The organism is Kitasatospora sp. NPDC094015 (assembly GCF_040304075.1).
Classification (GTDB): domain Bacteria; phylum Actinomycetota; class Actinomycetes; order Streptomycetales; family Streptomycetaceae; genus Kitasatospora.
This window is the reverse complement of record NZ_JBEOUL010000063.1, coordinates 1-14675: the sequence shown is the minus strand read 5'-3', so window position 1 is coordinate 14675 and position 14675 is coordinate 1. Positions and strand designations below refer to the sequence as shown.

Annotated in this window: 2 protein-coding genes; both read right to left on the bottom strand. The window is 77.7% G+C overall.

All coding sequences use genetic code 11. From position 1 onward, the window contains the following. Positions 1 to 11129 (bottom strand): type I polyketide synthase (locus ABT014_RS33940; RefSeq protein WP_350643614.1); only part of this gene is annotated, 11129 nt, incomplete at its 3' end. 79 nt (positions 11130 to 11208) lie between these two features. Next, on the bottom strand, positions 11209 to 14675 hold a 3467-nt coding region (locus ABT014_RS33935; protein WP_350643612.1), incomplete at its 5' end, for an SDR family NAD(P)-dependent oxidoreductase.

Here is a 14675-nt window from a genome sequence, read left to right as displayed (position 1 = left end):
ACGGCGTCGGGGTGGATGCCGTGGTGTTGCCAGGTGGCGGCGAGGGAGATCATGACGGCGAAGAGGGCGGGTTGGACGATCTCGACGCGGTCCAGCGGGTCCGCGGTGCGGAGGAGTTGGGTGAGTGACCAGTCGACGTGGGGGTTGAGGGCGTCCTCGCACTCGGCGATCCGTCGCGCGAACGCCGGTTCGGTGTCGAGGAGTTCGGCGGCCATACCGGGCCACTGCGAGCCCTGACCGGGGAACACGAACACCGTCCGCGCACCGCCGGTGTCCCGGCCGTGCACCACATGGCTGGGGTGCCCGTCGAGTGCGGCCAGCAGCTGTGCGCCGTCACCCACCAGCGCCGAGCGGTACTCGAACGCGGTCCGCCCGGCCAGCGTACGGGCCACCTCGGCCGGATCACCGCCCTCGGCGGCCAGCCGCTCGCGCAGCCGATCGCGCTGGGCCTCCAGCGCCTGCGGGGTCCGCCCGGACAGCAGCCAGGGCAGCGGGGTCGCCGCCGGCTCCGCCGGAGCGCCCGGCCCCGCCGGAGCGCTCGGCTCCGCCGGTGCCTGCTCCAGGATGACGTGCGCGTTGGTGCCGCTCATCCCGAACGAGGACACGCCGGCCCGGCGCGGGCGGCCCTGCTCGGGCCAGTCCCGCTCCTCGGTCACCAGCTCCAGCGACCCCTGGGACCAGTCCACCTTCCCGGAGGGCCGGTCGACGTGCAGGGTCGCCGGGACCACCCCGTGCTGCAGTGCCAGCACCGCCTTCATCACCCCGGCCACGCCCGCCGCAGCCTGGGTGTGCCCGAGGTTGGACTTCAACGAGCCGACCAGCAGCGGCACTTCGTCCTTGCGCTGCTGCCCGTAGGTGGCCAGCAGGGCCTGCGCCTCGATCGGGTCGCCGAGCGTGGTGCCGGTGCCGTGCGCCTCCACCACGTCGATGTCGGCGGCGGACAGTCCGGCGTCGGCCAGCGCGGCCCGGATCACCCGCTGCTGCGAGGGCCCGTTCGGCGCGGACAGGCCGTTGCTGGCGCCGTCCTGGTTGACGGCGGAGCCGCGCAGCACCGCCAGCACCGGGTGCCCGTTGCGCTGCGCGTCCGAGAGCCGCTCGACCAGCAGCACGCCGGCCCCCTCGGACATGCCCATCCCGTCGGCGGCGTCCGCGAACGCCTTGCACCGCCCGTCCGCGGCCAGCCCGCGCTGGCGGGAGAAGCCGACGATCGCGCCCGGGGTCGACATCACCGCGACCCCGCCGACCAGCGCCAGCGAGCAGTCCCCGGCGCGCAGCGCGCGGGCGGCCAGGTGCAGCGCCACCAGCGAGGCCGAGCAGGCGGTGTCGACGGTGATCGCCGGGCCCTCCAGGCCGAGCGTGTAGGCGACCCGGCCGGACACCACGCTGGCCGCGCTGCCGGTCAGCAGGTGGCCCTCGTTCTCCGCGGACTGCGCCACCGCGGCGGCGTAGTCCTGGTAGTTGACGCCGGTGAAGACGCCGGTGCCGGAGCCGCGCAGCGCCGCCGGGTCGATGCCGGCCCGCTCGATCGCCTCCCAGGAGGTCTCCAGCAGCAGCCGCTGCTGCGGGTCCATCGCGACCGCCTCGCGCGGCGAGATCCCGAAGAACTCGGCGTCGAAGTCCCCGGCGTCGTGCAGGAATCCGCCGTGCCGGGTGGTGGAGGTGCCGGGCCGGTCCGGGTCGGGGTCGAACAGCGACTCCAGCGGCCAGCCGCGGTTGGTCGGGAACTCCGAGACCGCGTCACCGCGCTCGGCCAGCAGCCGCCACAGCCGCTCCGGGGTGTCGACCCCGCCGGGCAGCCGGCAGCCCATCGAGACGATCGCGATCGGCTCGTCCGGCTCGCCGCCGCGGGCCGCGGGCGCCTCCTCGGCGGCCCGCTCGCCGAGCACGTCCGCCCTGATCCGCTCGGCCAGCGCGCCGGCGGACGGGTGGTCGAAGACCAGGGTGGCGGGCAGCCGCAGCCCGGTCGCGGTGTTCAGCCGGTTGCGCAGCTCGACGGCGGTCAGCGAGTCGAAGCCGAGCTCCTGGAACGCCCGCGCGGCCGGGACGGCCTCCGGCGAACCGTGCCCGAGCACCTCGGCCGCCTGGGCCCGGACCAGGTTCAGCACGATCCTGGTCTGCTCGCCCTCCGGCAGCCCGGCCAGCCGCTTGCGCAGCACCGAGGCGGCGGGGGTGGCCGGGGCCGCTCCGCCGGGCGCCGCCAGCGCCCGCACCTCCGGCACCCCGGTCAGCAGCCGGCTCGGCCGCACCGAGGTGAAGACGGCCGCGAACTGCGGCCAGTCCACCTCGGCCAGCGCGATCACCGTCTCGTCGTCGTCCAGCGCCTGCTGGAGCGCGGCCACGGCCGGCTCCGGGTCGATCAGCGGCAGGCCCTGGCGCTGCACCCGGAAGAAGTCCGCGTCCTCCACGGTGTCCCGTACGGCCCACGGGTTGGCCGCCTTCCACACGCCCCAGTCGACGGTGGTCGCGCCGAGGCCGCGCGAGCGGCGGTGCTCGGCCAGCGCGTCCAGGTAGGCGTTGCCGGCCGAGTAGGCGGCGTGGTTGCTGCTGCCCCAGACACCCGCGATCGAGGAGAACAGCACGAAGGCGTCCAGCTCGCGGTCGAGCAGCTCGTCCAGGTGCCGGGCGCCGGCCGCCTTGGCGGCCACCACCCGGTCGAAGGAGTCCAGCGGGGTGCCGTCCAGCGGGGCCAGTTCGATGTAGGCGGCGGCGTGGAACACCGCGGTCACCGGCTCCCCGCGCTCCTCCAGACCGGTCAGCAGCGCGGCCACCGCCGCGCGGTCCGCCAGATCGCAGGCCGGCAGGCTCAGCCGGGTGCCGAACTCGGCCAGCTCGGCCGCCAGTTCGGCGGCGCCGGGGACGTCCGCGCCGCGCCGGCCGGGCAGCACCAGGTGCTCGGCGCCGCCGCGGGCCAGCCAGCGTGCGATGTGCGGGCCGAGCGCACCGGTGCCGCCGGTGACCAGCACCGTGCCGCGCGGGCGCCAGCTGCGTGCGGGCAGCGCGGGCCGCGGCGCGCGCACCAGCCGGCGGGCGTACAGCCCGGACGGGCGGACCGCGAGCTGGTCCTCCCCGGTGCCGCCGGTCAGCACGGCGCAGAACGCGGCCAGCGCCCGGGCGTCCGGCGCGGGCGGCAGGTCGACCAGGCCGCCCCAGCGTGCGGAGTGCTCCAGCGCGGCCACCATGCCGGTGCCCCAGACCAGCGCCTGGTCCGGCGCGGTGAGCGGATCGCCCGCCCCGACCGAGACGGCGCCGGAGGTCGCGCACCACAGCGGGGCCTCGATGCCGAGGTCGCCGAGCGCCTGCACCAGCGCCAGGGTGAGCGCCCCGCCGGTGGGCAGCGCCGGGTGCGCGGGCAGCGGTTCGCCCGCCAGGGCGAGCAGCGAGAGCACCCCGTCGTACGGCGTACCGGCGTGGTCGGCCAGCAGGTCGGCCAGCGCCGCCCGGTCGGCCTCCCGCGCGGTCAGCTCGACCGTGACCGGCTCGGCCCCGGCTTCGCCGAGGGCGCGCAGCGGCGCGAGCACGGCCTCGTCCCGGGCCTGCCCGGCGGGCACGGCCACCAGCCAGCGTCCGGCCGGGACGGGCGACGCGGGCGGTGGCACCTGCTGCCACTGGATCCGGTAGCGCCAGGACTCCAGCGCCGAGCCCTCCTGACGCTGCCGGCGCCACGCGCTCAGCGCGGGCAGCACCTCGCCGAGCGAGGCGGCGTCCACGGCGAGGCTGCGCGCGGTCGCCGCCAGGTCGGCGGACTCCACCAGCTGCCAGAAGGCGCTGTCGTCGGCGTCCTCGCCCCGGGCCGGGCCGGCGCCCTCCAACCAGTAGCGCTGCCGCTGGAACGGGTAGGTCGGCAGCTCCACCCGGCGGGCGCCGCGGCCCGCGTACACCGCCGTCCAGTCGACCGGCACACCGCGCACCCACAGGTCGGCGGCGGAGGCCAGCGCCCGGTCGAGCCCGCCCTCCTCGCGCCGCAGGGTGCCGGCGGCCAGCACGCCCGCGGCGCCGGCGGCCTCGGCGCCGTCCAGCACCGGCAGGGTGAGCACCGGGTGCGGGGAGACCTCCAGGAACACCTGGTAGTGCTGCTCGGCCAGCGCCTGCACGGCGGTGGAGAACCGCACGGTCTGCCGCAGGTTGCGGTACCAGTACGCGCCGTCCATCACGGCGGTGTCCAGCCAGTCGCCGGTCACCGTGGAGAACAGCGGCACCCGGCCCGCGGTCGGGCGCAACCCGGCCAGCAGTTCGGCGAGTTCGGCCCGGATCCGCTCGACCTGGGCCGAGTGCGAGGCGTAGTCGACCGGTACGGTCCTGGCCCGGACGCCGTCCCGCTCGCAAGCCGCCAGCAGCTCGTCCAGCGCGGCGCTCTCCCCGGAGACCACCACCGCGGACGGCCCGTTGACCGCGGCCACCGACAGTCGCTCGCCCCAGGGGGCGATCAGCTCGGCCACCCCGTCCAGCGGCAGGCCCACCGACACCATGCCGCCGTGCCCGGCCAGCGCGGCCAGCGCCCGGCTGCGCAGCGCGACCACCTTGGCGCCGTCCTCCAGCGTGAGCGCGCCCGCCACCACGGCGGCGGCGATCTCGCCCTGGCTGTGCCCGACCACCGCGTCCGGACGCACGCCCCAGGAGCCCCACAGCTCGGCCAGCGAGACCATCACGGCGAACAGCGCCGGCTGCACCAGGTCGACCCGCTCCAACGGCTCGCCGGAGCGCAGCAGTTCGGTCAACGGCCGTTCCAGGTACGGCGCCAGCGCGCGTTCGCAGTCGGCCATCGCGGCGGCGAACACCGGCGCCTCGTCGAGCAGGCCGACCGCCATCCCGGCCCACTGGGCGCCCTGGCCGGGGAAGACGAAGACCCGCCGGCCGCCCGCGTCCGCCAGGCCCTGCACCACCCCGGGCGCGGTCCGGCCGGCGGCCAGCCCGGCCAGGCCCGCCGCGCGGTCGCCGCCGAGCAGCACCGCGCGGTGCTCGAACGCACCGCGCCCGGTCGCCAGCGAGAAACCCACGTCCAGCGGGTCGCCGCCGGCGTTGCGCAGCCGTCCGGCCAGCCGGCCCGCCTGCGCGGCCAGCGCCTCGGCGGACTTCGCGGACAGCGGCCAGGGCAGCTCGGCCGCGGGGCCGACCGGCTCGGGGGTCTGCGCCCCGGCGGCGTCCGGCGCCTGCTCCAGGATCGCGTGCACATTGGTGCCGCTGAAGCCGAACGAGGACACCCCGACCCGGCGCGGGCGCCCGGCCTCGGGCCAGTCGCGGGCCTCGGCGAGCAGCTCCACCGCGCCCGCCGACCAGTCCACGTGCGGGGTCGGCTCGTCCGCGTGCAGGGTGCGCGGCAGCACGCCGTGCTGCAGCGCCAGCACCGACTTGATCACCCCGGCCACGCCGGAGGCGGCCTGGGTGTGCCCGAGGTTGGACTTCAGCGAGCCCAGCCACAGCGGGCGGCCCTCGGGCCGGTCCTGACCGTACGTCGCGAGCAGCGCGTCGGCCTCGATCGGGTCGCCCAGCGTGGTGCCGGTGCCGTGCGCCTCGACCGCGTCCACCTCGGCGGCGGACAGCCCGGCGTTGGCCAGCGCCTGCCGGATCACCCGCTGCTGGGCCTGCCCGTTCGGCGCGGACAGGCCGTTGCTGGCGCCGTCCTGGTTGACGGCGCTGCCGCGCAGCACCGCCAGCACCGGATGCCCGTTGCGCCGGGCGTCCGACAGCCGTTCCAGCAGTACCACCCCGGCGCCCTCGGCCAGGCCCATCCCGTCGGCGGCGGCCCCGAACGCCTTGCAGCGCCCGTCGGCCGCCAGCCCGCGCTGGCGGGAGAAACCGATGAACACCCCGGGGGTCGCCATCACCGCGACGCCGCCGGCCAGCGCCAGCGAGCAGTCACCGGAGCGCAGCCCCTGCGCCGCCAGGTGCAGGGCGACCAGCGAGGAGGAGCAGGCGGTGTCCACCGTGACGGCCGGGCCCTCCAGCCCGAGCGTGTAAGCCACCCGGCCCGAGACCACGCTCGCCGCGGCCCCCGCCACCAGGTGGCCCTCGGCGCCCTCCGGCGCCCCGGCGGCCGCGACCGAGCTGTAGTCCTGGTAGTTGACGCCGACGAAGACGCCGGTCCGGCTCTCCCGCAGCCCGCCCGGGTCGATGCCGGCCCGCTCGATCGCCTCCCAGGAGGTCTCCAGCAGCAGCCGCTGCTGCGGGTCCATCGCGGCCGCCTCGCGCGGGCTGATCCCGAAGAAGGCGGGGTCGAAGTCGGCGGCGTCGTGCAGGAACCCGCCCTCCCGGACGTAGGAGCGGCCGGGCCGGTCCGGGTCCGGGTCGTACAGGTCCGCCAGCGGCCAGCCGCGGTCGGTGGGCATCGCGGACAGCACCTCGCCGCCGTCCGCGAGCAGCTGCCAGAGCTTGTCCGGGTCGTCGATGCCGCCGGGGAAGCGGCAGCTCATCGCGACGATCGCGATCGGTTCCGCGAGGTCACCGGTGAGGTGCGCGACCGGCTCCGGGCCGCCCTGCGGCGCCCCCAGCAGCTCGATCCGCAGCGCCTCGCCGAGCGCCTCGGCGCTGGAGTGGTCGAAGACCACGGTGGTGCGCAGCCGCAGCCCGGTCGCCGCGTTCAGCCGGTTGCGCAGCTCGACCGCGATCAGCGAGTCGAAGCCCAGCTCGCGAAAGGCCCGGTCGGGCCGGACGGCCTCCGGCGAGTCGTGCCCGAGCACGTCGGCGGCGTGCCGGCGGACCAGGTCCACCAGCACCCGGCGCACCTCCGCCTCGGACTGCCCGGCCAGGCTGCGGCGCAGCTCGTGCCCGGCCCCGTCACCGTCCGCCGGCCCGTCCTCGGCGGCCGCCGCGAGCGCCCGCACCTCGGGCAGGTCGGCGATCAGCGGGCTGGGCCGCACCGAGGTGAAGACCGGGACGAACCGGCCCCAGTCGACGTCGGCGACCACCACCGTCGTCTCGTCGTCGTCCAGCACCCGCTGCAGCCCCGCCACCGCCCGGGCCGGGTCCATGAACGGGATGCCGCGCTCCAGCAGTTGCTGCTCCAGCTCGGTGGTGGCCAGACCGCCGCCGGCCGCGCTCCAGATGCCCCAGACGATCGAGGTGGCGCTCAGACCCCGGCCCCGCCGGTGCTCGGCCAGCGCGTCCAGGTAGGCGTTGGCGGCGGCGTACGCGCCGTGGTCGGCGCTGCCCCACACGCCGGAGACCGAGGAGAACAGCACGAAGGCGTCCAGCTCGGTGTCGTGGAACACCTCCTCCAGGGTGGCCGCGCCGAGCACCTTGGCCTCCAGGGTGGCCGCGAACTCCGCCGGCCCGAGCTCGCGGACCGGCCCGAGCTGGACGGCGGCGGCGGTGTGCAGCACCGCGCGGACCTCGTCCCCGGCGGCGGCCAGCGAGTCGACCAGCGCGCGCAGCTCCGCCGGGTCCGCCAGGTCGCAGGCGGCCAGGGTGACCCGGGTGCCGAGCGCGCCGAGTTCGGCCGCCAGCTCCTCGGCGCCCGGCGCGGCGGGGCCGCGGCGGCTCAGCAGCACCAGGTGCTCGGCGCCGTCCCCGGCCAGCCGCCGGGCCACCTGGCTGCCGAGACCGCCGGTGCCGCCGGTGATCAGGACGGTGCCGCGCGGACGCCAGCTGCGCCTGGCCGGGGTGCGGGCCGCCCGGACCAGCCGGCGCGCCAGCACCCCTTCGGCGCGGATCGCGAGCTGGTCCTCGTCGCCACCGGCGGCCAGCAGACCGGCCAGCCGGGCCAGCGCCGCGTCCTCGCACTCCTCGGGCAGGTCCACCAGGCCGCCCCAGCGGGCCGGCTCCTCCAGCGCCACCACCCGGCCCAGCCCCCAGGTCAGCGCCTGGACCGGCCGGGCGGCCGGATCCGCCGGGCCGGTGGAGACCGCGCCCCGGGTGACGCACCACAGCGGCGCCGCCAGGTCGAGGTCGAGCTGCGCCTGCACCAGCGCCGCGGTCAGCGCGGCCCCGGCGGCCAGCGCCGGCCGGCCCGGGGTGGGCCGCTCGTCCAGGGCCAGCAGCGAGAGCACCCCGCCGGGCGTGCCGCGGCCGTCCAGCGCGGTGCGCAGCAGCTCGGCCAGCTCCGCCCGGCCGAGGTCGGGGCCGTCCAGCACCACCGGCACCACCTCGGCGCCCTGCCCGGCCAGGACGGCGGCCAGCCGCTCGGCCAGCGGGTCACCGCCCTCGGGCACCAGCAGCGGCCAGACCCCGTGCAGTGCGCCGTCCTGACGGTCGGCCACCCTGGTCCAGCCGATCCGGTAGCGCCAGCCGTCCAGCACGGCCTGCTCCTGCCGGCCGCGCCGCCACAGCGCCAGCGGCGCCAGCAGCCCGTCCAGCGCCTCGGGGGCCATCCCCAGCGTGCCGGCCACCGCCTCGGCGTCCTCGCGGTCGACGGCCGACCAGAAGGCGGCGTCCGCCGGGTCGGTGGCGGTGGCGGCGGCGCTCGGCTCCAGCCAGAACCGGCGGTTCTGGAAGGCGTAGGTGGGTAGCTCCAGCAGGCTCGGGGCGTGCGGCGCGAACACCGGCGCCCAGTCCACCGGCAGGCCGTGCACCTGGGCCGCGGCCAGCGCCGCCAGCCAGCGGCGCGGGCCGCCCTCGTCGCGGCGCAGCGTGCCGAGCACCACCGTCTCCGGGCGCCCGTGCTCCTCGGCGATCGCCTGCACCGGCACGGTGAGCACCGGGTGCGGGCTGATCTCCACGAACACCTGGTGGTCCTGGTCCAGCAGCGAGCCGACCGCCGCCTCGAAGTCCACCGTCTCGCGCATGTTGCGGAACCAGTACCCGGCGTCCAGCGCCGCCGTGTCCAGCCGCCCGCCGGTCACCGCGGAGTGGAACGGGATCGCCGAGGCGCGCGGCCGCACCCCGGCCAGCGCGGCCAGCAGGTCCTCGCGCAGCCCGTCCATGTGCGCGGAGTGGCCCGCCACGTCCGCGCGCACCTCCCGGGTCCGTACGCCCGCCGCCGCGCAGTCGGCCAGCAGCTCGGCGACGGCCGCCGGGTCGCCGGAGACCACCACCGACGCCGGGCCGTTGACGGCGGCCACCGACAGCCGGCCCTCCCAGCGGCGCAGCCGCTCGCGGGCCGCGTCCGCCGACAGCTGCACCGAGGCCATCGCGCCGGTGCCGGACAGCGCCAGCTGGGCCCGGCTGCGCAGCGCCACGATCCGGGCCGCGTCCGCCAGGTCGAGCGCCCCCGCCACGTACGCGGCCGCCACCTCGCCCTGCGAGTGGCCGACCACCGCGTCCGGATGCACCCCGTGCGAGCGCCAGAGCGCCGCCAGCGACACCATCACGGCGAACAGCACCGGCTGCACCACGTCGATCCGCTCCAGCGGCGGCGCACCCGGCTCGTCCCGCAGCACCTCGGTCAACGACCAGTCCAGGTACGGCTCCAGGGCCCGCGCGCAGTCGGCGACCGAGCGGGCGAACACCGGCGAGCCGGCCAGCAGGTCGCGGGCCATGCCCACCCACTGCCCGCCCTGGCCGGGGAAGACGAACACCGTACGGTCGCGCTCGGCGCCCGCCCGACCGGTCAGCACCCCCGGCCCCGAGCCGTCCCGGGCCAGCGCGACCACCCCGCGCAGCAGCTCGGCCGGCTCCTCGCCGACCACCACCGCGCGGTGCTCGAACGCGGAGCGGCCGGTCGCCAGCGAGAAACCGACATCGGCCGGCCGCAGCCCCGGCCGGGCCGAGACGTGCGCCGCCAGCCGGGCCGCCTGCGCCCGCAGCGCCTCCGGGCTGCGCGCCGACAGCACCCACGGCACCGCCCCCGCCCCGGCCGCGGCGGCCGGTACGGGCGCGGGCGCCGGCTGCACCGGCTCGGGCGCCTCCTCCAGCACCACGTGCGCGTTGGTGCCGCTCATCCCGAACGAGGACACCCCGGCCCGGCGCGGCCGGCCCAGCGCCGGCCAGTCCCGGGCCTCGGTGAGCAGCTCCACGGTGCCCGCCGACCAGTCCACGTGCGGGGTCGGCGCGTCCACGTGCAGGGTGCGCGGCAGCACGCCGTGCCGCATCGCCAGCACCATCTTCATCACCCCGGCCACCCCCGCCGCGGCCTGGGTGTGCCCGATGTTGGACTTCAGCGAGCCCAGCCACAGCGGCCGGTCCGCCGGCCGGCCGAGGCCGTAGGTGGCCAGCAGCGAGTCCGCCTCGATCGGGTCGCCGAGACGGGTGCCGGTGCCGTGCGCCTCGACCGCGTCCACCTCGGCGGCGGACAGCCCGGCGTCGGCCAGCGCGGCCTGGATGACCCGCTGCTGGGACGGCCCGTTGGGCGCTGTCAGCCCGTTGCTGGCACCGTCCTGGTTGATCGCGCTGCCGCGCAGCACCGCCAGCACCGGGTGCCCGTTGCGCTGCGCGTCCGACAGCCGCTCGACCAGCAGCACGCCGACGCCCTCGCCCCAGCCGGTGCCGTCCGCGGCGGCCGCGAACGGCTTGCAGCGCCCGTCCGCCGCCATCCCGCCCTGCCGGGCGATCTCCAGGAACGCGCCCGGCAGCGCCATCACGTTCGCCCCGCCGACCAGGGCCAGCGAGCACTCCCCGTTGCGCAGCGAGCGGGCCGCCAGGTGCAGCGCCACCAGCGAGGCCGAGCAGGCCGTGTCCACGCTCAGCGACGGCCCCTCCAGACCCATCGCGTAGGAGACCCGGCCGGAGAGCACGCTGATCGCGTTACCGGTCATCAGGAAGCCCTTGACGGCCTCCGAGGCGCCCTGGCCGAGCGTGGCGTACCCCTGGTCGACCGCGGTGACGAACACGCCCGTACCGCTGCCGCGCAGCGACAGCGGATCGATGCCGGCCCGCTCCACCGCCTCCCAGCAGGCGGTCAGCAGCAGCCGCTGCTGCGGGTCCATCGCCAGCGCCTCGCGCGGGGAGATCTCGAAGAACGCCGGGTCGAACCCGCCGGCCTCGTCCACGAACGCGCCGCGCGCCGGGGCGCCGCTGGCCGCCAGGCCCGAGTGCTCCCACCCGCGGTCCGTCGGCAGCCCGGTCATCGCGTCCCGGTCGGCGACCAGCAGCTCCCACAGGTCCTCCGGGGTGCTGACACCCCCGGCGAACCGGCAGCTCATCGCGACGATGGCGATCGGCTCGCGGCTCTTCGCCTCCGCCTCGCGCAGCCGTTCCCTGGTCTGCTGGAGGTCGATGGTCACGCGGTTGAGGTAGTCACGCAGCTTCTGCTCGCTCACGGGGTTTCTGCACCTTCGTCTTGGGAGGGGGACGTCCTGAGCAGGGGTCGGGCACCCGTCCGGGCGGGTGCCCGGGGCCTCATGAGCCGCCCAGCTGCCGGTCGATCAACGCGAAGATCTCGTCGTCGCTGGCCGCGACGATCCGTTCGGCCGCCGCCGTCGCGGCCGTGCTGCGCGAGAGCACCTCGCGCAGCCGGTCGGACAGCTGCGCCCGCACCGGCCCGTCCGCCGGGAACGCCGCCATCAGCGCCTCCAGCCGGTCGAGTTCGGCGAGCACCGCGGCCGGGTCGGGCGCCCCGGCGGCGGCCCCGGGCCGCTCGGCCGCGGCCGCCCCGAGGTGGCGGGCCAGCGCCTCCGGGGTCGGGTGGTCGAAGACCATCGCCGCCGGCAGCCGCACCCCGGTCGCGGCGACCAGCCGGTTGCGCAGCTCCACCCCGGTCAGCGAGTCGAAGCCGAGGTCCTTGAACGGGCGCGCCGGGCGGATCCGCTCCGGCGTGGCGTGCCCGAGCACCGCGGCGGCGTGGCCGCGCACCAGGTCGAGCAGCACCCGGTGCGCCTCCGGCGGGGTGAGCGCCGCCAGCTGCTCGCGCAGCCCGCCCGGGGCCGGTGCGGCCGCGCCCGCCGCCGCCCGGGCCCTGGACGGCCGGACCAGCCCGCGCAGCACGGCGGGCCCGTCCGCGCGCAGTGCCGCCCGGTCCAGCCGGGCGGCCAGCAGGTACGGCCGGGGGCCGGCCAGCGCCGCGTCGAACAGCGCCAGCCCCTCGGCGGAGGACAGCGCGCCCGCCCCGCCGCGGGCCATCCGGCGCAGGTCGGTGCCGTCCAGGTCGGCGGTGAGCGCGCTGCGCTCGGCCCACAGGCCCCAGCCGATCGACAGTCCGGCCAGCCCCGCGTCCCGGCGCCGGCCCGCGAGCGCGTCCAGCACGGCGTTGGCGGCGGCGTAGTTCGCCTGTCCGGCCGGGCCGAGCAGGCCCGCGCCGGAGGAGAACAGCACGAACGCCGCCAGGTCGTGATCGGCCGTCAGCTCGTGCAGCGCGATCGCCGCGTCCGCCTTCGGCCGCAGCACCCGGTCGAGCCGCTCGTCGGTCAGCGAGGCCACGGTCGCGTCCGCCAGCAGGCCCGCGGTGTGCACCACCGCCGTCAGCGGCCGCTCCTTCGGGACGGTGGCCAGCAGGTCGGCCAGCGCGGTGCGGTCGGCCACGTCGCAGGCGGCGAGGGTGACCTCGGCGCCCAGCCCGGCCAGCTCCTCGAGCAGGTCGGCGGCGCCCTCGGCGGCCGGGCCGCGCCGGCTCGCCAGCAGCAGGTGCCGCACGCCGTGCGCGGTCACCAGGTGACGGGCCACCAGGCGGCCGAGCGTGCCCGTCCCGCCGGTGACCAGCACGGTGCCGGCCGGGTCGGGCGCCGCCGGCAGCATCAGCACGTTCTTGCCGACGTGCCGGGCCCGGGACAGGTGCCGGAAGGCCGCCGGCGCCTCCCGGACGTCCCAGCAGGTCAGCGGGAGCGGGCTGAGCACCCCGCGCTCGAACAGCGCCAGGATCTCGGCCAGCATCTCGCCGATCCTCCCGGGCCCCGCCTCCATCAGGTCGAAGGCCCGGTAGGCGACGCCCGGGTGCTCGGCGGCGACCCGCTCCGCGTCCCGGATGTCGGTCTTCCCCAGCTCCAGGAAGCGCCCGCCGCCGGGCAGCAGCCGCAGCGAGGCGTCGACGAACTCCCGCGCCAGGCAGTTCAGCACCACGTCCACCCCGCGCCCGAGGGTCTGCGCCAGGAACCGGTCGGCGAACTCCGGGGTGCGCGAGGAGGCCAGCCGCCGTTCGTCCGGCACCGCCGATCGCAGCGCGTCCCACTTGTGCGGGCTCGCGGTGCCGAACACCTCCGCCCCGGCGTGCCGGGCCAGCTGGACGGCCGCCATGCCGACCCCGCCGGCCGCCGCGTGCACCAGCACCGATTCCCCGCGGCGCAGCCCGCCCAGGTCGAACAGGCCGTAGTACGCGGTCAGGAACACCACCGGCACGGAGGCCGCCCGGGCGTACGACCAGCCCTCCGGGATCCTTGCCACCGTCCGCCGGTCGGCCACCGCGACCGGTCCGAAGGCGGCCCCGAAGATGCCCATCACCCGGTCGCCGGGCGCCAGGTCGGTCACCTCGGCGCCGACCTCCAGCACCGTGCCGGCACCCTCGCTGCCCAGGCCCTGCTGGTCCGGCGTCAGACCGAGGGTGACCGCGACGTCCCGGAAGTTCAGGCCGGCGGCCCGGACGGCGATCCGCAGCTCGCCCGCGCCGAGCGGCCGCTCCGGGCCCGCCAGCAGCGCCAGCCCGTCCGTCGTCCCGGGGCCGGCCGGCTCCAGCCGCCAGGCCGGCTCGCCCGGCGGGGGCACCAGCGTGCCCGCGCCGGCGGCCGGCGCCAGCCGGGGCACCAGCACCTCGCCGGCGCGCACCGCCAGCTGCGGTTCGCCGGCCAGCGGCAGCGCCTGCGGGGCCCCGGCCTGCCCGTCGCCGTCCAGCAGCACGAAGCGGTCGGGGTGCTCGCTCTGCACGCTGCGCAGCAGCCCCCAGACGGCGGCCTGCGCGAGATCGGCGGGCGGCTGTCCCGGTCCGGTCCGCACGGCGCCGCTGGTCCGCAGCACCAGCCGGGAGTCGGCGAACCGCTCCTCGGCCAGCCAGCGCCGGACCAGCGCCAGCGCCGCCGCGGTCGCGTCGTGCACCCGCGCGGTCTCGTCCGGGCCCTCGCCCAGCGGCGCGTCGGCGACCACCACGGCGGGCGCCGGCTCCTGCGCGCCGAGCTCCGCGAGCGGCGTCCAGGGCTCCGGCTGGCCGCCCTCGACGGGCTGCCAGTCCAGCCGGAACAGTCGGTCCGCGGTGGCGCCGCCGGCCGCTCCCAGCAGGTCGGCGCGCAGCGGGCGCAGCACCAGCGAGTCGACGCCCAGCACCGGCTGCCCGGCCTGGTCGTAGGCGGTCAGCGTGACGGCGTCCGGCCCGTCGGCGGCGATCCGCACCCGCAGCGCGGTCGCGCCCGAGGCGTACCCGCTGACCCCGCTCCAGCTGAACGGCAGCCGGGCCCCGTCGCGTTCGGGCAGCAGCGCGGCCGCCTGGAGCGCGGCGTCCAGCAGCGCCGGGTGGACCGTGCAGCCCGCCGCGTCGGCGTGCTGGCGCGGATCGAGCCGGAGCTCCGCGAAGACCTCCTCGCCGCGCCGCCAGGCCACGGTCAGCCCCCGGAAGGCCGGGCCGTAGCCGTAACCCGCGTCCGCCAGCCGGTCGTAGAAGCCGTCCAGCTCGACCGCTTCGGCGCCCACGGGCGGCCAGGCGATCAGGTCGGGCACCGCCGCGGCGGGCGCCGGGGCCAGCGTCGCGGTCGCGTGCCGGGTCCACTCCTGGCCGTCCTGGGCGCGGGAGTGGATGTCGAGGTGGCGGTGGCCGGTGGGGTCGGGTGCGGTGATGCGGAGTTGGAGGTGGACGGGGGTGGTGGCAGGGAGGGTGAGGGGGGTTTGGAGGGTGAGTTCTTCGAGGTGGGGGGTGTCGGTCTCGTCGGCGGCGCGGAGGGCGAGTTCGAGGA